This is a genomic window from Achromobacter sp. MFA1 R4 (genome assembly GCF_900156745.1).
Lineage (GTDB): Bacteria > Pseudomonadota > Gammaproteobacteria > Burkholderiales > Burkholderiaceae_B > Achromobacter.
Window position 1 is genome coordinate 1360235 of sequence record NZ_LT707065.1, and the last position, 19982, is coordinate 1380216.

At 67.7% G+C, this 19982-nt stretch carries 20 protein-coding genes and 1 tRNA gene; 12 read left to right on the forward strand and 9 right to left on the reverse strand.

Translation table 11 applies throughout. The features are described 5' to 3' along the window. Positions 1-5 precede the first annotated feature (5 nt). The 7 genes from BXA00_RS06110 to BXA00_RS06140 all read right to left on the reverse strand — a co-directional run bounded on the left by BXA00_RS06110 (position 6) and on the right by BXA00_RS06140 (position 6496). Positions 6-1250 carry a type II toxin-antitoxin system HipA family toxin gene (locus BXA00_RS06110; RefSeq protein WP_076517118.1) on the reverse strand — a complete coding sequence of 415 codons (1245 nt, stop codon included), beginning with the start codon at positions 1248-1250 and terminating at the stop codon, positions 6-8. Continuing rightward, positions 1250-1663: a helix-turn-helix domain-containing protein gene (locus BXA00_RS06115; protein ID WP_076521819.1), complete on the reverse strand. Its 414-nt coding sequence runs from the start codon at positions 1661-1663 to the stop codon at positions 1250-1252. The genes BXA00_RS06110 and BXA00_RS06115 overlap by 1 nt, the downstream gene beginning before the upstream one ends. A gap of 348 nt (positions 1664-2011) precedes the next feature. Further along, positions 2012-2085 (reverse strand) — tRNA-Gly (locus tag BXA00_RS06120). A gap of 106 nt (positions 2086-2191) precedes the next feature. Then, positions 2192-3178: a tripartite tricarboxylate transporter substrate binding protein gene (locus tag BXA00_RS06125; protein WP_076517120.1), complete on the reverse strand. Its 987-nt coding sequence runs from the start codon at positions 3176-3178 to the stop codon at positions 2192-2194. Positions 3179-3332: 154 nt separating this feature from the next. Continuing rightward, positions 3333-4283, reverse strand: a complete 951-nt coding sequence (locus tag BXA00_RS06130; RefSeq protein ID WP_076517122.1) for a hydroxymethylglutaryl-CoA lyase — start codon at positions 4281-4283, stop codon at positions 3333-3335. Continuing rightward, entirely contained in the window at positions 4280-5473 is a 1194-nt protein-coding gene (locus BXA00_RS06135; RefSeq protein WP_076517124.1) for a CaiB/BaiF CoA-transferase family protein, read from the reverse strand. The genes BXA00_RS06130 and BXA00_RS06135 overlap by 4 nt, the downstream gene beginning before the upstream one ends. A 126-nt stretch (positions 5474-5599) precedes the next feature. Beyond that, positions 5600-6496, reverse strand: a complete 897-nt coding sequence (locus BXA00_RS06140; protein WP_076517126.1) for a LysR substrate-binding domain-containing protein — start codon at positions 6494-6496, stop codon at positions 5600-5602. A gap of 128 nt (positions 6497-6624) precedes the next feature. Between BXA00_RS06140 and trmB the strand changes: the two genes are divergently transcribed. The 4 genes from trmB (at position 6625) to lysM (ending at position 9352) form a co-directional block, all read left to right on the forward strand. Further along, positions 6625-7449 carry a tRNA (guanosine(46)-N7)-methyltransferase TrmB gene (trmB, locus tag BXA00_RS06145; protein WP_076517128.1) on the forward strand — a complete coding sequence of 275 codons (825 nt, stop codon included), beginning with the start codon at positions 6625-6627 and terminating at the stop codon, positions 7447-7449. Further along, positions 7449-8390, forward strand: coding sequence for a prolyl aminopeptidase (gene pip / locus BXA00_RS06150; protein WP_076517130.1), 942 nt, complete (start codon positions 7449-7451; stop codon positions 8388-8390). The genes trmB and pip overlap by 1 nt, the downstream gene beginning before the upstream one ends. 11 nt (positions 8391-8401) lie before the next feature. Further along, positions 8402-8602, forward strand: coding sequence for a sulfur carrier protein ThiS (gene thiS, locus BXA00_RS06155; RefSeq protein WP_056559414.1), 201 nt, complete (start codon positions 8402-8404; stop codon positions 8600-8602). A 303-nt stretch (positions 8603-8905) separates the two neighbouring features. Next, positions 8906-9352, forward strand: a complete 447-nt coding sequence (gene lysM, locus BXA00_RS06160) for a peptidoglycan-binding protein LysM (RefSeq protein WP_076517132.1) — start codon at positions 8906-8908, stop codon at positions 9350-9352. A gap of 372 nt (positions 9353-9724) precedes the next feature. On the opposite strand, the gene ffh is transcribed toward lysM, so the two are convergent. Continuing rightward, a complete protein-coding gene (gene ffh, locus BXA00_RS06165) occupies positions 9725-11131 on the reverse strand; it encodes a signal recognition particle protein (protein ID WP_076517134.1) in 1407 nt (468 codons plus the stop codon). Positions 11132-11237: 106 nt separating this feature from the next. Between ffh and BXA00_RS06170 the strand changes: the two genes are divergently transcribed. The 5 genes from BXA00_RS06170 (at position 11238) to BXA00_RS06190 (ending at position 16053) form a co-directional block, all read left to right on the forward strand. Next, on the forward strand, positions 11238-12080 hold the full coding sequence (locus BXA00_RS06170) for an inner membrane protein YpjD (RefSeq protein WP_076517136.1): 843 nt from the start codon (positions 11238-11240) through the stop codon (positions 12078-12080). A 1-nt stretch (position 12081) separates the two neighbouring features. Beyond that, a complete protein-coding gene (locus tag BXA00_RS28775) occupies positions 12082-12351 on the forward strand; it encodes a PP0621 family protein (RefSeq protein ID WP_156902758.1) in 270 nt (89 codons plus the stop codon). Positions 12352-12450: 99 nt separating this feature from the next. Beyond that, the gene (gene ampD, locus BXA00_RS06180; protein WP_076517139.1) at positions 12451-13029 is read left to right on the forward strand and encodes a 1,6-anhydro-N-acetylmuramyl-L-alanine amidase AmpD; all 579 of its coding nucleotides are present in this window, start codon (positions 12451-12453) and stop codon (positions 13027-13029) included. Between the two features lie 18 nt (positions 13030-13047). Beyond that, positions 13048-13671, forward strand: coding sequence for a glutathione S-transferase family protein (locus BXA00_RS06185; protein WP_076517141.1), 624 nt, complete (start codon positions 13048-13050; stop codon positions 13669-13671). Between the two features lie 237 nt (positions 13672-13908). Next, entirely contained in the window at positions 13909-16053 is a 2145-nt protein-coding gene (locus BXA00_RS06190) for an ATP-binding protein (protein ID WP_231952219.1), read from the forward strand. A 9-nt stretch (positions 16054-16062) separates the two neighbouring features. On the opposite strand, the gene BXA00_RS06195 is transcribed toward BXA00_RS06190, so the two are convergent. Next, positions 16063-16884 carry an IclR family transcriptional regulator gene (locus tag BXA00_RS06195; RefSeq protein ID WP_076517143.1) on the reverse strand — a complete coding sequence of 274 codons (822 nt, stop codon included), beginning with the start codon at positions 16882-16884 and terminating at the stop codon, positions 16063-16065. A 275-nt stretch (positions 16885-17159) separates the two neighbouring features. Between BXA00_RS06195 and BXA00_RS06200 the strand changes: the two genes are divergently transcribed. The 3 genes from BXA00_RS06200 to dgoD are packed head-to-tail and all read left to right on the forward strand — an operon-like array spanning position 17160 to position 19974. Further along, positions 17160-18167 (forward strand): 2-dehydro-3-deoxygalactonokinase, encoded by a 1008-nt coding sequence (locus BXA00_RS06200; protein WP_076517145.1) that lies wholly within the window; start codon positions 17160-17162, stop codon positions 18165-18167. An 8-nt stretch (positions 18168-18175) separates the two neighbouring features. Further along, entirely contained in the window at positions 18176-18829 is a 654-nt protein-coding gene (locus tag BXA00_RS06205; protein ID WP_076517147.1) for a 2-dehydro-3-deoxy-6-phosphogalactonate aldolase, read from the forward strand. After that, positions 18826-19974: a galactonate dehydratase gene (gene dgoD, locus BXA00_RS06210; protein ID WP_076517149.1), complete on the forward strand. Its 1149-nt coding sequence runs from the start codon at positions 18826-18828 to the stop codon at positions 19972-19974. Before BXA00_RS06205 ends, dgoD begins: the two co-directional genes overlap by 4 nt. The last annotated feature ends 8 nt before the right edge of the window (positions 19975-19982 follow it).

A 19982-nucleotide genomic window follows, 5' to 3' on the forward strand; every position in this document is an offset into this window, starting at 1 on the left:
TGCCGTCAGGATGTGATCGGTTCGATGAAGGCCGGCTCGAAGTCCACCAGGTCGGTACCGCGCATCCCCAATCCCCTGGCCACGGCGCGCCATCCCTCCACGGCTTGGGTCACTTCGCTCCAGATCGCCTTAGCCTGGGTCTCATCCAACCTGAAATACCGCGCGGCGCTCATCAGCATGCCACGGCTGTCGATAACACCTGAGTCCTCAGTCAGCCATGTCTTGCTCTCGCGTCGGTCGCCCGGCATCGGATTGAGGTCGAAGGCCGGCGACAGACGCCAGCCGCGCAGGCGCGCGTCGTACAGGAAGCCGGTGTTGCGCAGGTGGTCGTCGGTATTGCAGATCACGAAATTGAAGACCAGCCGGCGCCACAGCTCATGGATGTCGACGATCGGATCAGCGCCCGACTGAAGAAGCACATCCACCAATTCGGTGTAAGCATGCGTTGCGTCGCGGCCATCGGACTGGAGCATGGTTGCGGCCGACACGTAAGGGATGCGGCCGCCATCGTCGCTGCGGTCGAAACGCCGGATGATGGCGACGGCCGTACCGCCGATCATTTCCACGCGGGCCGACGCCACGCGGATGCCGGCCTTGCCCGCCAGTTGCATGGCCAGCACTTCGCCTCGGATCACGTCGCGCCGGTCCGCCTGACTGGGGAATTTGCCCACGGCCAGCCGGCCATCGGTATCCCGCACCGTGGACTTGGGCCTTGCGCCGCCCAGCGACGTGCCCTGCCCGAGAAGGTAGCGAAGATCCCGCTCGCTCTCCGTGCCTTCCTCCAGGGCACGTGTCGCGCGCAGCACCTTGTCCAGTTCCACCAGCGGCGGCACATGACGGTTGGCTCCGCCGGCGCAGACGTACGTGCCGGCCTGTGGATCGAACAGGCGCAGCGCGCCGATGCGCGCCTCGTCGTCCACCCACATTACGAAGTCCACGGGGGCCAATGCGGGCGTGTCGCGGCCTTCCTGCCGCAGCTTCGCATGGGCACGCCGAATCACGCGTTCGCCCCAAGCGTCGGGCGCGGAGTCCTCCAGAGCGAGGAAAAACACATGCCGAGGATGCTGCACGCCGGCCACCGGCAACAGCTCGGGCGACAACGTGAAAAACCGCGCATCCCGCAACCACCCTTCGTCGTAGCTGAACGCACTGCGTCTGCCACTGCCCAAGTGCAGGCGACCCACGACCTGGCCACTCGTCCCCAGGTGGATTTCGAGATCTGGGCGCCGGGTAGGCCGCGTCGTTGCCATCAGAAGCCCTCCAGTTCATCGGCGGGCGCATCGCCTTCGCCAGCCGCAGTCTCTGGACGCACTATCGGACGCTTCTTACCGGACGAGGTGCGCACCCGCTGCGGCAACTGCTCCCGCACCAGTTCCATACCGAGCGCGTCGTTTTCCAAGGTCATCACCTTGACCAGATCATCAAGCCGGCCCAGCACATGCAGCGCGCGCAGGAAGGTGTGCAGCGCGGTGCCGGGATAGCCATCTTCCATGCGCCTGACTGTGCTTAGGGAGGTGCCAATGCGCTGCGCCAGGTCTTCCTGGCTGAGCCGGCGCATGCGCCGCGCCGCCGAGATGTCCTGCCCCAGACGGCGCAGCGCGCGCGCGACGGGCTGTGGCATGGCCACCTGCGCACCGGAGCGTTTTTGGTTGGGAGACGGCATCATTTATATACTCAAATATGATTTTATGTTCTCAATATTGGTTCATATTTGAGTGCAAAAGTGGTGTTCAGTCAACCTTCAGTCAACCAAGGCCAAGTTCGCTGCATGAGTCAATAGGGCCACCAGCGCCAAATCAAATCCGACAGACGCTCGCACTCTTCATTGCGCGATCCCGGCGCAGGGGCGAACGAGCGGCTCCTTCCCACGAGCTCGGGAAACGGACCGTCATGCTTTATCGATTAGGAGGTAGATCCCCGAGGTCTGGCGGACGCCTCTTCGTTGCCTGTCGAGGCGGCCTCGACACGCCTGAGATCGGTCGAAGCGCGGGAAATGGGGAGAAAGCCGAAGTGGAGCGGGTGAAGGGAATCGAACCCTCGTATGAAGCTTGGGAAGCTGCCGTTCTACCATTGAACTACACCCGCTCGGGTGTCGTGCCGCGGCCGTGGGCCGGGCAGAGCCGCGATTATAGCGCGGCTTTTTTCGGCCGGGGCGGCTCGAAAAGCCCGCCCCCTGGAAAAGCCGCCGCCATCAATTCGCCGTGATATTCGCCGCCTTGACCACCTTGCCCCAGCGGTCCAGCTCGGACTGCGTGTAGGCGCCCAGTTCCTTCGGTCCCATGAAGGTCGCTTCGGCGCCCTGCTCGCCCGCCTTCTTGCGGAACTCGTCGGTCTTCATGATTTTCTGGATTTCGCCGGCGATCTTGTCGACCACGGGTGCGGGCGTGTCCTTGGGCGCGTACATCGCGAACCAGGACGACACGATCAGGTCGGGGTAGCCCGCTTCGGCGGCGGTGGGCACGTCGGGCAGCGACGGCAGGCGGGTGTTGCCGGTGACGGCCAGCGCGCGCAGCTTGCCCGCGGCGATCTGGCCCAGGAGCGGCGGCGGGGTGGTGATGGTCATGTCGACGGCGCCGCCCAACAGATCGTTCAGCGCGGGGCCGGTGCCCTTGTACGGGATGTGCGTGATCTGCGTACCGGCCATCTGGTTCAGGAGTTCCGTGGCGACCTGCTGCAGCGAGCCGTTGCCGGACGAGGCGTAGTTCAGCTTGCCCGGGTTGGCCTTGGCGTATTCGACCAGTTCCTTCAGGGACTTGATGGGCAGGTCCGGACGCACGACCACCACTTGCGGCGCCGACAGCACGTTGGCGACTGGCGCGAAGTCCTTGATGGGATCCCAGCCGGCGGCGGGCGTGACGTGCGGGGTGATGACCTGGAAGCCCGAATACTGCAGCAGCAGCGTGTAGCCGTCCGGCTTGGCGCGGGCCACGGTCTGCGCGGCGATGCCGCCGGAGGCCCCGGGCTTGTTCTCGACCACGACGCTCTGGCCCAGCGCCGCGCCCAGGGGCTGGGCGATGAGGCGGGCGGCGATGTCGGTGGTGCCGCCGGGCGCGGCGGACACGATCAGCGTGACCGGGCGGTTGGGAAAATCGGCCTGCGCGCTGGCGACGCCGGCGGCGACGGTCAGGGCGAAGGCAGCGCTGGCGCGCAGGGTATGGGGCAGGCGGGTAAGGGCCATGAGTTGTCTCCTGGGTCTTGTTATCGGTAGGTGAGGATCAGGTGCTGCGGGTGCTGCGGGTGCTTCGTATTGCAGCGGCTGCGGCGGGTGCCGCAAGCGCTGCGGATGATTCGGTTGCGGATTTCGACGTAAGCGTTCAAGCCACGCCCATGGATCAGTCCGCCGGAAACCTTTCGGCCAGCCACGCCGGCGGCGCATGCAGGGCCAGCCGCGGCCCCGCCTGCAGCAGCGCGTTGGACAAGGTCCGCTGCACCAGTCCAGGCAGGCCCTGCACGATGGCCAGCAACGGTTCCAGCGACACGCCCGTCTCCACGCCCATGCAGGCGAACATGTGGACCAGCTCTTCGGTGTTGACGTTGCCGCTCGCGCCCGGCGCGTAGGGACAGCCGCCAAGCCCGCCAGCCGCCGCGTCAAAGCGCGTGATGCCGGTCTGCCAGGCCGCGATGGCATTGGCCAGCGCCATGCCGCGCGTGTTGTGCAGGTGCACGGTCAGCGCAACGCCGGGCAGGCGGGCCGCCGCCTGCTCGCACAGGCTGGCCACCTGCGTCGGAAACGCCATGCCGGTGGTGTCGCACAACGTGATGCCGGCGGCGCCGGCGTCGACCAGCCGGGCGGCCAGGTCCAGCACCGTGTCGGCGGGCACGTCGCCGTCGAACGGACAGCCGAAGGCGGTCGACAGGGACACGTTGCAGGGCGCGCCGGCCTTGGCGGCGGCAGCGAGCACCTGCGACAGCTCGGCAAAAGACTGGTCGCGCGTCATGCGCAGGTTGGCGCGGTTGTGCGTCTCGCTGCACGACATGACGAGGTTCATTTCGTCGGTGCCCGCTTCCAGCGCGCGTTCCAGCCCGCGGACGTTGGGCACCAGCGCGGTGTAGATCACGCCCGGCTGGCGGCGGATGCGGCGCATGACGTCGACCGCGTCGGCCAGGGCCGGGATCGCCTTTGGCGAGGTGAAGCTGGTGACCTCGATGCGGGCAAAGCCGCAGTCGGACAAGGCGTCCACGAAGGCGACCTTGTCGTCGGTGGACACCAGGGCCTTCTCGATCTGCAGCCCGTCGCGCGGGCCGACTTCGTTGATCTCGATGCGGGCGGGACCGTGGTTCATGCAATCACTCCCTTGGCGCGCAACGCGGCGCGTTGTTCATCGGTCAGGCCGGCTGAGGCCAGTACCGTGTCGGTGTGTTCGCCCAGCGTGGGCGCGCGCTCTCGCACCGCGCCCGGATTGGACGACAGGTAGGGGAACACGGCGGGCATTTCGACCTGCACGCCCGCCGCCGATTCCACCGAGGTGATGGCGTTGCGGGCGCGGTAGTGCGGATCCTTGGCGATGTCGGCGACCGAGTAGATGCGGCCGGCGGGCACGCCCGCTTCCAGCATCGCGGCCAGCACGTCGTCGATGCGGCGTTGCTGCGTCCACGCGCCGATGGCGGCGTCGATCTCGTCGACGCGCCGCGCGCGACCGTCGTTATGCGCGAGCGCCGGGTCCTGTCCCAGGTCTTCGCGGCCGATGCGCGCCATCAGGCGGGTGTAGATGGCGTCGCCGTTGCCGGCGATGAGCACGTAGCCGTCCTGGCACGGATAGGCGTTGGACGGCGCGATGCCGGGCAGCGACGCGCCCGCGGGTTCGCGCACCGCGCCGAACACGGAGTATTCCGGCAGCAGGCTTTCGCTGAGGTTGAACAGGCTTTCGTAGAGCGCGGTGTCGATCACCTGTCCCACGCCGCCGCGCGCATCGCGCTGGTACAGCGCCAGCATCACGCCCAGCGCGCCGTGCAGGCCGGCGATGGTGTCGCCCAGCGACAGGCCGGCGCGCACCGGCGCGCGGCCCGGCTCGCCGTTCAGGTAGCGCAGGCCCGCCATGGCCTCGCCAATGGCGGCAAAGCCCGGCTCGCGCGCCTTGGGGCCGGTCTGGCCGTATCCCGAGATGCGCAGCATGATGAGGCGGGGATTCAGTTCGTGCAGGGCTTCCCACGACAGGCCCCATTTCTCCAGCGTGCCGGGACGGAAGTTCTCGATCAGCACGTCGGCCTCGCGCGCCAGCAGGCGCACGATGTCCTGGCCTTCCTGCTGGCGCAGGTCCACGCAGACCGACTGCTTGTTGCGCGACTGGGCCTCCCACCACACCGAGGTGCCCTCGTGCAGCAGGCGCCATTTGCGCAGCGGGTCGCCCTGGCCCGGCGGCTCGATCTTGATGACCTGCGCGCCGAAGTCCGCCAGGGTCTTGGCCGCGAAAGGCCCCGCGATGAGTTGCCCCAGCTCCAGCACCCGAATGCCCGCAAGAATCTGCCCTGCCATATCGCCTCCCAGGCGCGTCCAACCGTCATGATGGACGGCAGTGTGCGCGCAAAGCGCCGCCCGGCGGAATGGACAATCGGGGAAAGGGGCATTCCCGGAACGAGAAACCCCGGGCAAACCCGCGGCTCAGCCCTCGCCGCGCAGATGCGCCAGCAAGAGGCGCGCGGCCACGGTGAGGGTCTCGGCGTCGCGCACCCCCAGCAGCAGCCAGCGGCGCGCCCACTCGTCGGTCAGCGGAATCAGCCGGATGGGCATGGAGCGCGCATGCGGTTCGGCGGCGATGCGCGGCAGGACGCCCACGCCACGCGTGGCCGCCACCATGCGGCAGATGGCGTCGAAGCTGCGGACCTGGATGCGCAGGCGCATCGCCCGGCCCATCCGCTCGCTCTCCTCGGACAGTCGGGTCGCCAGCGAGGTCGCGGGGGGCAGGCCGACGTAGTCGTACGCCAGCGTGTCGGCAAAGGCGACCTGCGGCTCGGCGGCCAGCGGATGACGCTGCGGCACGATCAGCACCAGTTCGTCCAGGCGGTACGGGAAGGTCGCGAGACCGTCTGCGAGCGTGCGGTCGGCGAAGACGCCGATGTCCGCGCGGTTCTCCAGCACGGCGGTGACGATGTCGCTGCTGTTCTGCTCTTCGAGGTCGATGCGCACCGCGGGGTGTTCGTCCATGAAGGCTGCCAGGTCCTCGGGCAGGAACTGCGTCAGCGACGACGTGTTGGCGGCGATGCGCACCTGTCCGCGCACGCCCTGCGCAAAGTCCGACAGCGCGCCCGCCATCTGCTCCACTTCCTGCAACACCCGCAGCGCGTGCACCAGGCAAGTCTGGCCGGCGTCGGTCAGTTCCACTCCGGCGGCGTTCCGGTACAACAAGGGGGAGCCCAGCGCAGCCTCCAGGTCCGAGATGCGCTTGCTCGCCGCCCCCACCGCCAGGTGCGACTGGCGCGCGCCGGCCGAGATGCTTCCCTGGCGCGCCACGGAAACAAACAGAGCGAGCGTGACGAGGTCGATGCGGGCAACGTTCATGAAAATGGCCTACGGCACAAGGGGAACCGGACTGGAACTATAGCCGCAGGGATCCGGGATAAATGCGTCCCTATTTTAGTGCCGATGGCCGACGCCGCGCGGGCAAGGCTGCCACTACAATCCCGCCTATGAATACGAACAACCCCACGAACAGCCCCACGAACACCCCCGCGGACCCGGGCGTGAGCCCTGCCGCCCCCCCCGCTTCCGACGCCGCGCCCGCCCCCGTTTCCCCGGAAACCCAGGCCGCGCTGGCCAGCACCGCGCACGCGCCCAACAGCCCTGGCGCCACCCACATCCGCAGCTTCGTGCACCGCCGCGGCCACATCACGCAAGGCCAGCTCGCCGCGCTGGAGCGCCTGATGGGCCAGTGGTCCATCCCCTACGCCCCGCGCCGCCTGGATCCGGCCGCCGCCTTCGGACGGCAGGCCCCGACGGTGCTGGAGATCGGCTTTGGCATGGGCGAAACCACCGAGAAGATCGCGCTGGCCCGTCCCGGCGACAACTTCCTGGGCGTGGAAGTGTTCAACGCGGGCGTGGGATCGCTGCTGCGCCGCATCGAAGACTCCAGCATCCAGAACCTGCGCATCATCCAGCACGACGCCGTCGAAGTGGTGCGTGACATGATCGCCCCGGATTCGCTGGCCGGCGTGCACATCTACTTTCCAGATCCGTGGCCCAAGAAGCGCCATCACAAGCGCCGCCTGATCCAGCCCGCGTTCATCTCGCTGCTCGCCAGCCGCATCGCTCCCGGCGGCTATATCCACTGCGCCACCGACTGGGAAGACTACGCGGTGCAGATGCTGGACGTGCTGAGCGGCGAACCGCTCTTGAAAAACACCGCGGACGGCTACGCGCCGCGCCCCGACTACCGCCCCCTCACCAAATTCGAGACACGCGGCCTGCGACTGGGCCACGGCGTCTGGGACCTGATCTTCAAGCGAGTCGCCTGATGCTCTATCCGCCGATCGAACCCTACCGCCAAGGCATGCTGGAAACCGGAGACGGCCACCAGATCTATTGGGAAATGTGTGGCAACCCCAAGGGCAAGCCCGCCGTCTTCCTGCATGGCGGGCCGGGCAGCGGCTGCTCGCCCGTGCACCGGCAGCTCTTCGATCCGCAACGCTACAACGTCCTGCTCTTCGACCAGCGGGGGTGCGGCCGTTCCCTGCCCCATGCCAGCCTGGAGAACAACACCACCTGGCACCTGGTCGCCGACATCGAGCGCCTGCGCACCGAAGTGATGGGCGCCGAGCAATGGCTGGTGTTCGGCGGATCCTGGGGATCGACGCTGGCGCTGGCCTACTCGGAAACGCATCCCATGCACACCAGCGAACTGGTGCTGCGCGGCATCTTCGGCCTGCGGCGCGCCGAGATCCAGTGGTTCTACCAGGAAGGCGCGTCGTGGCTGTTCCCCGACCGCTGGGAAGACTACCTGGCGCCGATTCCCGAAGCCGAACGCGGCGACATGGTCGGCGCGTACCACAAGCGTCTGACCGGCAACGACCCCGCCGAACAACTGCGCGCCGCCAAGGCCTGGAGCAAATGGGAAGACAGCACCATCACGCTGCTGCCCAGCCCGCGCCATCAGCAAAGCCATGCCGCGGACCGCGCCGCGCTGGCCTTCGCGCGCATCGAAAACCATTACTTCTTCAATGCCGGCTTCATGGAAGAAGGCCAGCTCATCCGCGACGCGCACAAGCTGCGCGGCATCCCCGGCACCATCGTGCAGGGCCGCTACGACGTCTGCACGCCCGCGCGCACCGCGTGGGACCTGCATCGCGCCTGGCCCGAAGCGCACTTTCACCTGGTGCCCGACGCCGGCCATGCCTTCGACGAACCCGGCACGCTGGCGCGCCTGATCGCCGCCACCGACGCCTACGCAAAACAGTGAGGAGCCCTGTCATGCACATCACCCTGAACGGAGACGCCCGCGAGTTCCCCCTGGACACGACGGTCAATGAATTGCTCGAAACGCTGGGCTACGCCGGCAAGCGCGTGGCCGTCGAACGCAACGGCGAAATCGTGCCCAAGAGCCAGCACGCGCAGACCGCGCTGTCGGACGGCGACCAGATCGAAATCGTGGTCGCGGTGGGCGGCGGCTGAACCCCTGTCTGCAAGCACGTCGGCGCGACGTTGCGCCCCCCCGTCATAGGCCGCTGAAACCCAGCGGCCTTTTTGCATGCAGCCCCTCGCACGAGAGGGCTTACACCCGCAGATACCACCGTCCGACGAAGATGCCAGCATTGTTGCGTAGTCTGGCAAAAGGCTAGCAACCTGTTACACCACAACCCCTCGTCGTAGGGCAAATGAGCGAGTCATAATCGTTTCTGCCGCGCCGCCTTGAACGACGCCAGCGCCGTTACGGCGCGCAGGTTTTCTCACCGCAACATCGATAAAGGAAACACTATGGGTCTGCTCAATTTCATCAAGGACGTTGGAGAAAAACTCTTCGGCGCCAGCGAGGCGAAGGCCGCGACGGCAGAAGAGTTGAAGAAAGAGCTTGATAAGCACGGCCTGAACGCGGATGGCCTGCAAATCTCGGTGGACGGCGACAAGGTCACGGTCGCGGGCGAAGCCCTCAGCACCGAAGACGCCGAGAAGATTTCGCTGGCGTTGGGCAACACCGTGGGCGTCGCGGCGGTGGACAACCAGTTGAAGGTCAAGCAGGCCACGCCCGAAGCCAAGATGTACACGGTGCAAAAGGGCGACAACCTGTGGAAGATCGCCGAGGCGCAATACGGCAAGGGCCAGGGCGCCAAGAACTCGCTGATCTTCGAGGCCAACAAGCCCATGCTCACCAGCCCCGACAAGATCTACCCGGGCCAGGTGCTGCGCATTCCGCCGCTGTCGTAAGCGGCCCGTATTCCGACAATCCGGGGGACACCCATGCGTTCTCCGGCTTGTGTCGCGGCGCGGCGCCCCCTGCCTGCCGCGATTGCTTGGCCAGACGCAATGTCTGGCCATTTTTTTGCAGTGGGGGAAGGTGTCAGACACCGGCGGGGCAGCCCCCTCGGGGGACAGCAAGCGAGCGAAGCAAGTGCGGCGTGGGGGCCGCGCCCCGCCGCCCGGCCGCCCGAAGGCGGGGCACAGCCCCCTCGGGGGGCAGCAAGCGAGCGAAGCGAGTGCGGCGTGGGGGCCGCGCCCCGCCGCCCGGCCGCCCGAAGGCGGGGCAGCCCCCTCGGGGGGCAGCAAGCGAGCGAAGCGAGCGCGGCGTGGGGGCCCTGACTACTTCATCCCGAAGCGGCCCAGCCCCTTCATGCCGCCCATGGCGCGCATCATCTTGGCCATGCCGCCCTTTTTCATCTGCTTCATCATGCCCTGCATCTGTTCGAACTGGGCCAGCAGACGATTGACCTCCTGCACCGGAACCCCGGACCCGGCCGCGATGCGGCGCTTGCGGGAGGCCTTGATCAGTTCGGGCTTGGCGCGTTCGGCCGCGGTCATGGAATTCAGGATGCCTTCGGTGCGGCGCAGCTGCTTTTCCGCCTGGCCGCCCTGCAACTGCCCGGCAGCCTGCTGGAACTGCGCCGGCAGCTTTTCAAGCAGCGAACCCATGTCGCCCAGCTTCTTCACCTGGCCAAGCTGGTCGCGGAAGTCGTTCAGGTCGAACTTGTTGCCCGACTTGATCTTGGACGCGAGCTTCTGCGCTTCGGCGATGTCGATATTCTTTTGCGCCTGCTCCACGAGCGAGACGATGTCGCCCATGCCCAGCACGCGCTGCGCCATGCGGTCGGGATAGAAAGGCTCCAGCCCGTCCAGCTTTTCCGACACGCCGACGAACTTGAGCGGCTTGCCCGTGACGTGGCGCACCGACAGGGCAGCGCCGCCGCGGGCGTCGCCGTCCAGCTTGGTCAGCACGACGCCGGTCAGGGGCAGCGCGTCGGCAAAGGCGCGCGCGGTGTTGACCGCGTCCTGGCCCTGCATCGCGTCCACCACGAACAGCGTTTCCACCGGCTTGACCAGGTCATGCAGCGCGCGGATTTCGCGCATCATGGCTTCGTCGATGCCCAGGCGGCCCGCCGTGTCCAGGATCAGCACGTCGTAATGATGGCGGCGGGCATGGTCCACCGCGCCGCGCGCGATGTCTTCGGGCTTCTGGCTGGGGTCGGACGGCAGGAAGTCCACGCCGACCTGCGCCGCCACGCTCTTCAACTGGTCGATGGCGGCCGGACGGTACACGTCGGCGGACACGACCAGGACTTTCTTCTTGCCGGTCTTGCGGCCGTGCTGCGTATGCTGGCCTTCGGACAGCCAGCGCGCCAGCTTGCCGGTGGTGGTGGTCTTGCCGGCGCCCTGCAGGCCCGCCATGAGGATGACGGCCGGCGGCTGCACGGCCAGCGACAGTTCGTTGGAATCGGCGCCCAGGTCGCCGCCCATGAGCGCGGTCAGCTCCTTGTGGACGACGCCGACCAGCGCCTGGCCGGGACTGAGGCTGCCGGCGACTTCTTCGCCCAGCGCCTTGTCCTTCACCCGCGCGACGAACTCGCGCACGACGGGCAGCGCCACGTCGGCTTCCAGCAGCGCCATGCGCACTTCGCGCAGCATCTCCTGGGTATTGGCCTCGGTCAGGCGGGCTTCCCCTCGCAGCGTCTTGACGACGCGCGACAGGCGTTGAGTTAGGTTATCGAGCATGAGAGGCGTTTCCGCTTAAACTAGTTGATTGAACGGTGGCCGCAGGCGCGGATTCTGCGCTTTCGGGTGACGCGCACCCCAAGGCCCCATCCAGACAACGGTTTCTATGTCACTAGGCATTGTATTTCACACAGCGGCTGCCTTGGCGTACGCAGTGCTCGGGGGGTCGCTCTGGATCCGCCTGGCTGGCGCCAAGGACGTCGAACAGACCGGCAGAATCGCCCGTCTGTGCCTGCTGGGAGCCCTGGTCCTCCATGGAATCGGGCTGCAACAATCGATGCTGGAATCCCGCCATCTTTTCATCGGGTGGGCGCTTGCCCTGTCCGCCGCCATCTGGCTGGGCATGGTCGTGTTCTGGCTGGAAAGCCTGCTGGTGCGCATCGACGGCCTGCAATTGCTGCTGCTGCCCGCCGCCGCCCTGGCCAGCGGCCTGGCCGCCCTGTTCCCGCAAGGGCAGTTCGTGCCCCACGCCGACGATCCCTGGCTGCGCGCGCACCTGCTGATCGCCCTGGCCGCCTATGGCCTCATCACCATCGCCGCCCTGCACGCCATGATGATGGCCCTGCTGGACCGCCACCTGCACCGCCCGCTGGACGCCCCCGCCGAACGCAGCATCGTCGGGCGCGTGCTGGATTCGCAGCCGCCGCTGCTGGTGCAGGAACAACTGCTTTTTCGCGTCATCTGGATCGGCTTTATCGTGCTGACGCTGGCCGTGGGCTCGGGCTCGGTGGCTTCCCTGAAACTGACCGGCAAGATCCTGCCGTTCGACCACAAGACCGTCTTCACCCTGCTGTCCTGGCTGACCTTCGGCGTGCTGCTGGCGGGCCGGCACATCTGGGGCTGGCGCGGCCGCGTCGCGCTGCGCTGGACCCTCACGGGTTTTGGTTTCCTGATTCTGGCCTATACCGGCAGCCGGTTCGTGCTGGAAATGATTCTGCATCGAGGCTGACGTGGGCAAGTTGCTGTTCTGGATCGTACTGATCGTCCTGGTCCTTTTCGTTGCCCGCATCGCCGGTCGCATGGCCGCGCAGCGCCAGGCCGACGCCAAGCCCGGCCAGAAGAAAACGTCGCGCAAGGAGCCGCCGCAGCCCAAACCACTGGAATCCATGGTGCGCTGCGCCCATTGCGGCATCCACCTGCCCCGTTCCGAAGCCCTGCTGCAGAACGGCCAGACCTGGTGCAGCGCCGACCACGCCCGCCTGGGTCCGGCCAAACGCTGACCCTGGCCGGCGCGGGCGATGCCCCGCAGGCCCGCCGGATGGAGCATCCCGCGCACGCACGGCATAATGCATGTCGGAATCCTCACATGCTCCCTCCCTATGCCTTTGCTCCTGGATCGACATGGCTGGCTGGCGCCGGCTGCGGGCGTTTCCCTTCTGCCCTCTCCGAATTGCGACGCGCGGCCCGCGGACGCGCAGGTTTCGCTTCTGGTCCTGCACAACATCAGCCTGCCGCCCGGCAAGTTCGGCGGCCCTGAAGTCGCGGGCCTGTTCCTGAACACGCTGGATTACCGTTCGCACCCCTGGCTGGAACGCCTGCGCGGGCTGCGCGTATCGGCGCACTTTTTCATCCGCCGCAACGGCCGCATCATTCAGTTCGTCTCCACCGACCGCCGCGCCTGGCATGCCGGCGTGTCGCGTTTTGCGGGGCGCGAGCGCTGCAACGACTTTTCCATCGGCATTGAACTGGAAGGCACGGACACGCTGGCCTACACTGACGACCAGTACGCGGCGCTGCGCAGGCTGACCAGGACGCTGCGCACGCGTTATCCCCTGGCCGCCGTCCGGGGACACGAACACATCGCCCCGGGCCGCAAGACCGACCCCGGGCCGGCTTTCGACTGGACGCGCTTTTCGCGCGACAGCGGCTTTGCGCGACGGCACCTGCCGCCCGCCTGACCCTTACAAGGATTGGCTATGTTGAAGATCTGGGGACGCCTGACTTCCGTCAACGTCCAGAAAGTGATGCTGACCGTGCGCGAGTTGGCCCTGCCGCACGAGTTCGTCCAGGCGGGCGGCCCGTTCGGCGTGGTCGACACGGCCGACTACGCGGCCAAGCTCAACCCCAACCGGCTGGTGCCCGTCATCGACGACGGCGGCTTTGTGCTGTGGGAGTCCAATGCCATCGTGCGCTACCTGGCCGCGCGCTACGGCGAAGGGTCGCTGTGGCCCGAAGACGTCTGCCTGCGCGCCGACGCCGACCGCTGGATGGACTGGCAGGCCACCGAATGGCAGCCGGCCATGGTGCCCGCCTTCAAGGGCCTGATCCGTACGCCCGAAGACAAGCGCGACGCGGCCGCGATCGAGAGCTCCGTCAAAAGCGCGAATGCGCGCGCCCTGATCCTGGATCAGGCGCTGCAGGGTCGTGAGTTCATCGCGGGCCGCCATCTCACCATGGGCGACATCGCGCTCGTCGCGGCTGCGCACCGCTGGCTGGGCATGCCGATCCAGCGGCCCGACACGCCCGCGCTGTCGGCCTGGTATCGCCGCGTCATGATGCGCCCCGCCACGCAGGGCGTACTGACGCTGCCGCTGGGCTAGGCACGCGGCCGGGGCCGCCGTGCGGCCCGTTCCTTCCGTACACGGTCGGGACAAATTGCAACATTCATCGTGCTCGATTCGTGCAATTATTGACAACCTCTGGGGCGCCCTGGTTCATGCCTTGGGCGCCTTTTCATTTCCCGGGCCATGGCTCGGGGGACGATCGCCGCCTTGGCGACGCACCTGGAGGAAACCCGCTTGACTCACGAGCCGCCAGAATCCGCAATCCAAACCGCCTTGGACGAAGAGCAGCGAAAAATCCTGCTTCTCATCGCATCGGGTGCGCCTAGCGGGTCGTGCCTGGAAGCGCTCTCCGATGCCGTCGGCCGCCTCGCGCCCGGCACGCGGGCATGCGTGCTCCTGGCGGGCGCCGACCGCAGCAAAGTGGGCGACGCCTACTCGACCCATCTTCCCGCCTCGTTCGCATGCCCTCTGCGCGGGCTGCCGATAGAGCAAGCCTTGTTTGCCGCCGGCGGCCAGCCCGTGGCGCACGACAACCCCGTGGGTTGCGCCGACATCGAACAATCGCCGATATGGGCCGCGCCCTGGCGCGCCATCTGCCGCGACCACGGCCTGCGCGCCTGCCATGCGCGCCCCGCGCTGACGCCTGATGGCACGCCGGTGGGGTGGTTCTTCGTCTGCCTGACGCAGGCGCGCACGCCCACGCCGTGGGAACAACGCGTCGCGGAATTCGGCGCGCTGGCCACCAGCATCGTCGTCGAGCGCGATCGCGCCGCCGCGGACCTGAAGAACGAAGTGCACGCGCTCGCCAGACTGCAAGCGCTGAGCGCCGAACTCGTCGGCCCGGGCGAATTCGAGCCCCTGCTCAAGAAGATACTGGCCGCCGCCGCCGACATTTCCGGGACCGAGAAAGGCAACATCCAGATCTACGATCCCGCGAAGCGCACGCTGCGCATCGCCGTGCATCAGGGCCTGAGCGCGCGCCTGGTCGAGCACTTCGCGGAGGACGGTTGGGTCGCAAGCTGCGCGCAAGCCGCCCAGGACCTGCAACGGCTGGTCGTGCCCGACGTGGAACAGTTGACGGATCTGCAGGGCACCCAGGGACTTGAGATCGTCCTTGAAGACGACATCCGGTCGATCCAATGCACGCCGCTCCTGAGCCGCAGCGGCCAGCTCCTGGGCATGCTCAACAACCACTATCGCTGGCCCGGCGGCCCCTCGCCCGAGGCCCTGCGCTACATCGATCTGCTCGCGCGTCAGGCCGCGGAACTGCTGGAGCGCCACCTGGCGGAATCCGAACTGGCGCGCGAGCGGCGGCGCAAGGACGAGTTCCTGGCGGTGCTGGCTCACGAACTTCGCAACCCCCTGGCCGCGTTGCGCAACATGCTGGAAGTCCTGAAGCGCGCCGAGCGCGACCCCGCCATGACCGTGCGCGCCCGCGAGGTGATGGACCGCCAGCTCCGGCAGCTCGTGCGGCTGGTCGACGACCTGCTCGATGTGAACCGCATCAATCGCGGCAAGCTCGAGCTTCGGCTCGACGTCCTGACGCTCGACACCGTCCTGCAGCATGCCATCGAGACGTGCCGGCCCGCCCTGGAGCAACACGGCCATCGGCTCCGTCTGGTGCAGCCCGACGCCCAGATCACCTTGCGCGGCGATGCCGAGCGCCTGTCGCAGGTCTTCGGCAATCTGCTGTCCAACGCGGCCAAGTACACGCCGCCCGGCGGCGACATCGAATTCTTCGTGGAACCGGGCGACGATGCCGTCCAGATCGCCATCAGGGACAACGGCGCGGGCATTCCGCCCGACCAGCTCGACCGGATTTTCGACATGTTCACCCAGGTCGACCGGACGCTGGAGCGCGCCCAGGGCGGCCTGGGCATCGGGCTGATGCTCGTCAAGCGCCTGGTGGAAATGCATGGCGGAACGGTCCACGCGCACAGCGACGGCCTGGGCCAGGGCAGCGAGTTCGTGGTCCGGCTGCCCGTCACCGACATTCAGCACCCGGCGCCGCAGGCGCAGGCCGCGGACTTCTCGACGGTCGCGCGCAGGGTGCTCGTGGTCGACGACAACCGGGATGCCGTGGAGTCCCTGGCCGCCGTGCTCGCCCTGGAAGGCCACGAGGTGAACGCCGCATACGACGGCGAAGAGGCCATCGCCGTGGGCGAGCGGATACGCCCGCAGGTGATCCTGATGGACATCGGCATGCCCGGCATGGGCGGCCATGAGGCCTGCCGCCGCATCCGGACGCTCGACTGGGGCAAGGACGCGACGATCCTCGCGCTCAGCGGCTGGGGGCAGGAAGAGGACCGCCGGGCCTCATTGGAAGCCGGCTTCGATGCGCATCTGGTAAAGCCGGTCGATATGGATGTCCTGCTGGAGGTGCTGTCCGATGCCGGACGCCGCGACGGCAAGCGTTAGCGACAGGTCTCAGCCGCGCTCCACCTTCCAGCCGAGCTCGGCGGAGATCGCCGCCGCCGCGCCCTGCACCACGGGCACCATCTCTCGCATGCGCTCCAGAGACAGGTAGGGCACGGTGCTCGACACGCTGATCGCGGCCACGATGCCGCTGGTCGCATCGCGCACCGGCGCGGCCACGCAGCGGATCGACGGCTCATTGTCTTCCAGGTCGAACGCATAGCCTTGCGACGCGTAGTCGCGCATGCGGTCACGGAACGCCTCCCATCCCTGCTGTCCGCCGGGCGCGCGCGACGACACCGGCGCGCCGACGCGATGCAGCGCCTTCCATTGCGGCTCGTCCGCGTCCAGCAGCAGCGCCTTGCCCACGCCGGTGGCGGCAAGCGGCATGCGGTGCCCGACCCGCGAGCGCATTTCCAGCCCCTTCTTGCCCGGGATTTTTTCCAGATAGAGGACTTCGTTGCTGTCGCGCACAGCCAGGTGAATCGTGTCGCCCGTCAGTTCCGCCAGACGGTCCAGATACGGGCGGGCCAGCGTCGCCATGGGGAAGGCTTCGCGCGCCTGGAACCCCAGCTCGATCAGCTTGGGGCCCAGCACGTAGCCCACGCCCGGCAAGGCGCGCAGATAGCGCTCTTGCACCAGGCAACTGGCCAGCCGGTGCGTGGTGCTGCGCGCCACGCCGATACGCGCGCAGATCTCTTTCAGGTCGCGCGCGCCGTCGGCCACGGCCTGCACCACGGCCAGGCCGCGCATCAGCGTCTGGGTGCCGGCGGGCGCGGCGGCATCGGGGTCCAGCAGGGACGGCTGCTCGGGAATCTGGGGAGTCACGGTCATGAAGCGATGCGGGTGGAAGTGGGCGGACAGGAATGGCAAGGATACCCGGCCTGAAACTCGGCACGGAGACCCTCACAAATTCCCTGTATGTGGGATTTAATTCTATATTTTGAGATTTTTCAAGCACTGATCTAGAATTTTTGCCACCGTTCGCCGCGCGCCCGCGCACGCGCACGGCAGATTTCAGACAACAAGGTCCGCGCATCCCCGCCTCGCGCGCCAATCCGGCGCCGCGACAGCAGCCAGATGCACGGCCAGAGACGAGACAGACTCTGATGATTACCGGATCGCCCGCCCGTGCGGCGCTCATCGCGCTGGACTGGGGCACCTCTTCGCTGCGCGCCTACCGCCTGGACGCCACGGGCCGCACGCTCGATACGCGCCATCTGCCCTGGGGCATCATGCGCCTGCCCCAGCCGCTGCAGGACGGCGCCGCCACCACCGCGTTATCCGGTTTTGAACTGGCCTTTGAACAGGCCTGCGGCGACTGGCTGCGGGCCGAGCCCGCCTTGCCCGTGATCGCCTGCGGCATGGTTGGCAGCGCCCAGGGCTGGAAGGAAGCCGCCTACCTGGACGTGCCCGTCGACCTGGATCGCATCGGCACGCGCCTGACCGTGGTGGACCGCCCGGGCGGCACGCCGCTGCACATCGTGCCCGGCCTCATCCAGCGCCACGGCCTGCCCAACGTGATGCGCGGCGAAGAGACCCAGGTCTTCGGCGTGATGTCCGAACAGGCCAGCGCCGACGCGGACAGCGTGCTCATCGGCCTGCCCGGCACCCACTCCAAATGGGTCAACGCGCGGCGCGGCCGCGTCACCCACTTCGACACCTTCATGACCGGCGAGGTCTACGCGGCGCTGCGCGGCCACACCATCCTGGGCCGCACCATGGCGGACGCCGCCAGTCCCGACATGGCGGCCTTCGAACGCGGCCTGAAAGTCGCCGGCGCCCCCGCGGGCCGCGCCGGGGTCATGTCCACCATCTTCAGCACGCGCGCGCTGGGCCTGACCGGCGAACTCGCGCCCGAATCGCAGGCCGACTACCTGTCGGGCCTGCTGATCGGCCACGAAATCGCGGCCCTGGCCGAGATGCTGCGCCAGCAGGGCGAACTGCCCCGCATCGTGCTCTGCGGCGATCCCGCGCTGTGCCGCCGCTACATCCTGGCCATGCAGCATTACGGCCTGGGCACGCCCGCCCAGGCGCAGAACGCCACCGAGCGCGGCCTGTGGCACCTGGCCGTCAGCGCCGGCCTGGTCCGCGCGTCCACCCCGATCTCAGCCTAGGAGCCCCGATGAACCATCCCGGTCTGCAAACCGCCCTCGCCCACTGCGGCCTGATCGCCATCCTGCGCGGCATCACGCCCGCCGAAGCCGAACCCGTCGGCCAGGCCCTGTACGACGCGGGCTTTCGCCTGATCGAAGTGCCGCTCAATTCGCCCGATCCGCTGGACAGCATCCGCGCCATGCGCGCCGCGCTGCCCACCGACTGCCTCATCGGCGCCGGCACCGTCCTCGATCCCAAGGACTGCGCCCGCATCCAGCAGGCCGGCGGCGAACTCATCGTCATGCCCCACAGCGATCCGGCCGTGATCCGCGAAGCCAAGAAACTGGGCATGGCCTCCTGCCCCGGCGTGGCGACCCCCACCGAAGCCTTCGCGGCGCTGGCCGCCGGCGCCGACGTGCTGAAGATGTTTCCCGCCGAACAGCTTGGCCCGGCCGTGCTCAAGGCATGGCGCGCCGTGATGCGCCCGCCGATTGCGCTGGTGCCCGTGGGCGGCATCACGCCCGACAACCTTTCCAGTTACGCCCAGGCGGGCGCCAGCGGCTTCGGCCTGGGCTCCGCCTTGTACAAACCCGGCCTGTCGGCCGAAGCAACCGGCCAGAACGCGCGCGCATTCATCGCGGCCTGGCAACGCGCCTATCCTGCCCAGGAGACACAAGCATGAAGATCACCAAGCTCACCACCTACATCGTGCCGCCCCGGTGGTGCTTTTTGAAGATCGAAACGGACGAAGGCATCGTCGGCTGGGGCGAGCCCGTCGTCGAAGGCCGCGCCCATTCGGTGGCCGCGGCCGTCGAGGAACTGTCCGACTACCTGATCGGCAAGGATCCGCGCAACATCGAAGACCACTGGACGGTCCTGTACCGCGGCGGCTTCTACCGCGGCGGCGCCATCCACATGAGCGCGCTGGCCGGTATCGACCAGGCCCTGTGGGACATCAAGGGCAAGCACCTGGGCGTGCCCGTCTCGCAACTGCTGGGCGGCAACGTGCGCGATCGCATCCGCGTGTACTCGTGGATCGGCGGCGACCGTCCCGCCGACACCGCCGCGGCCGCCAAGAGCGCCGTCGAGCGCGGCTTCACCGCCGTCAAGATGAACGGCACCGAAGAGCTGCAATACATCGACTCGTTCGACAAGGTCGAAAAGTGCCTGGAGAATGTCGCCGCCGTGCGTGACGCCGTCGGCCCGAACGTGAGCATCGGCGTGGACTTCCACGGCCGCGTCCACAAGCCCATGGCCAAGGTGCTGATGAAGGAGCTGGATCCTTTCAAGCTCATGTTCATCGAAGAACCCGTCCTGAGCGAACATTACGAAGCCCTGAAGGAACTGGCCCCGCTCACGTCCACGCCCATCGCGCTGGGCGAGCGCCTCTTCTCGCGCTGGGACTTCAAGCGCGTGCTGTCCGAAGGCTACGTCGACATCATCCAGCCCGACCCGTCGCACGCCGGCGGCATCACCGAAACCCGCAAGATCGCCGCGATGGCCGAAGCCTACGACGTGGCGCTCGCGCTGCACTGCCCGCTCGGCCCCATCGCGCTGGCCACCTGCCTGCAGATCGACGCCGGCTGCTACAACGCCTTCATCCAGGAACAGAGCCTGGGCATTCACTACAACGCCGCCAACGACCTGCTCGACTACGTCAGCAACCGCGAGGTCTTCGCCTACCAGGACGGCATGGTCGCGATCCCGCAGGGGCCGGGCCTGGGCATCGAGGTGAACGAGGAATACGTCAAGGAACGCGCCGCAGTGGGCCACCGCTGGCGCAACCCCATCTGGCGTCACGCCGACGGCAGCTTCGCCGAATGGTAAGCCGATAA

What these genes read in the sequence shown, in the direction of transcription:
- BXA00_RS06110 (WP_076517118.1), bottom strand. Translation starts at nt 1,250, where the DNA reads ATGGCAACGACGCGGCCTACCCGGCGCCCAGATCTCGAAATCCACCTG.
- BXA00_RS06115 (WP_076521819.1), bottom strand. Translation starts at nt 1,663, where the DNA reads ATGCCGTCTCCCAACCAAAAACGCTCCGGTGCGCAGGTGGCCATGCCA.
- BXA00_RS06125 (WP_076517120.1), bottom strand. Translation starts at nt 3,178, where the DNA reads ATGGCCCTTACCCGCCTGCCCCATACCCTGCGCGCCAGCGCTGCCTTC.
- BXA00_RS06130 (WP_076517122.1), bottom strand. Translation starts at nt 4,283, where the DNA reads ATGAACCACGGTCCCGCCCGCATCGAGATCAACGAAGTCGGCCCGCGC.
- BXA00_RS06135 (WP_076517124.1), bottom strand. Translation starts at nt 5,473, where the DNA reads ATGGCAGGGCAGATTCTTGCGGGCATTCGGGTGCTGGAGCTGGGGCAA.
- BXA00_RS06140 (WP_076517126.1), bottom strand. Translation starts at nt 6,496, where the DNA reads ATGAACGTTGCCCGCATCGACCTCGTCACGCTCGCTCTGTTTGTTTCC.
- trmB (WP_076517128.1), top strand. Translation starts at nt 6,625, where the DNA reads ATGAATACGAACAACCCCACGAACAGCCCCACGAACACCCCCGCGGAC.
- pip (WP_076517130.1), top strand. Translation starts at nt 7,449, where the DNA reads ATGCTCTATCCGCCGATCGAACCCTACCGCCAAGGCATGCTGGAAACC.
- thiS (WP_056559414.1), top strand. Translation starts at nt 8,402, where the DNA reads ATGCACATCACCCTGAACGGAGACGCCCGCGAGTTCCCCCTGGACACG.
- lysM (WP_076517132.1), top strand. Translation starts at nt 8,906, where the DNA reads ATGGGTCTGCTCAATTTCATCAAGGACGTTGGAGAAAAACTCTTCGGC.
- ffh (WP_076517134.1), bottom strand. Translation starts at nt 11,131, where the DNA reads ATGCTCGATAACCTAACTCAACGCCTGTCGCGCGTCGTCAAGACGCTG.
- BXA00_RS06170 (WP_076517136.1), top strand. Translation starts at nt 11,238, where the DNA reads ATGTCACTAGGCATTGTATTTCACACAGCGGCTGCCTTGGCGTACGCA.
- ampD (WP_076517139.1), top strand. Translation starts at nt 12,451, where the DNA reads ATGCCTTTGCTCCTGGATCGACATGGCTGGCTGGCGCCGGCTGCGGGC.
- BXA00_RS06185 (WP_076517141.1), top strand. Translation starts at nt 13,048, where the DNA reads ATGTTGAAGATCTGGGGACGCCTGACTTCCGTCAACGTCCAGAAAGTG.
- BXA00_RS06195 (WP_076517143.1), bottom strand. Translation starts at nt 16,884, where the DNA reads ATGACCGTGACTCCCCAGATTCCCGAGCAGCCGTCCCTGCTGGACCCC.
- BXA00_RS06200 (WP_076517145.1), top strand. Translation starts at nt 17,160, where the DNA reads ATGATTACCGGATCGCCCGCCCGTGCGGCGCTCATCGCGCTGGACTGG.
- BXA00_RS06205 (WP_076517147.1), top strand. Translation starts at nt 18,176, where the DNA reads ATGAACCATCCCGGTCTGCAAACCGCCCTCGCCCACTGCGGCCTGATC.
- dgoD (WP_076517149.1), top strand. Translation starts at nt 18,826, where the DNA reads ATGAAGATCACCAAGCTCACCACCTACATCGTGCCGCCCCGGTGGTGC.